At 72.1% G+C, this 538-nt stretch carries 1 protein-coding gene; it reads right to left on the reverse strand.

The window, feature by feature from the left end; all coding sequences use genetic code 11:
* On the reverse strand, positions 1-538 hold a 538-nt coding region (locus tag FB586_RS18885; protein WP_370741101.1), incomplete at both ends, for an adenosine deaminase family protein.

Here is a 538-nt window from a genome sequence, read left to right on the forward strand (position 1 = left end):
CCGCTCATCAGGCGGTTGTCGGTGTTGACGGTGACGCGGAAGCGGAGCCTGGTCAGCAACCCGATCGGGTGCTCGGCGAAGGACTCCGCCGCCCCGGTCTGGATGTTCGAGCTCGGGCACATCTCCAGCGGGATGCGCTGGTCGCGGACGTAGGCCGCGAGCCGGCCGAGCTCGACCGAGCCGTCCTCGCCCACCGTGATGTCGTCGATGATCCGCACGCCGTGGCCGAGCCGGTCCGCCCCGCACCACTGGATCGCCTCCCAGATCGACGGCAGCCCGAAGGCCTCGCCGGCGTGGATGGTGAAGTGCGCGTTCTCGCGCTGGAGGTACTCGAAGGCGTCGAGGTGGCGGGTGGGCGGGAAGCCTGCCTCGGCGCCGGCGATGTCGAAGCCGGCCACGCCCCGGTCGCGCCAGGCGATCGCGAGCTCGGCGATCTCCATCGAGCGCGCCTGGTGGCGCATCGCGGTCAGCAGCTGCCGTACGACGATCCTGCCGCCGCTGGCGGCCATCGCGGCGTCGAAGCCCTCCTGCACGGCGG

It is taken from the genome of Cellulomonas telluris, assembly GCF_004886325.1.
Classification (GTDB): domain Bacteria; phylum Actinomycetota; class Actinomycetes; order Actinomycetales; family Cellulomonadaceae; genus Cellulomonas; species Cellulomonas telluris.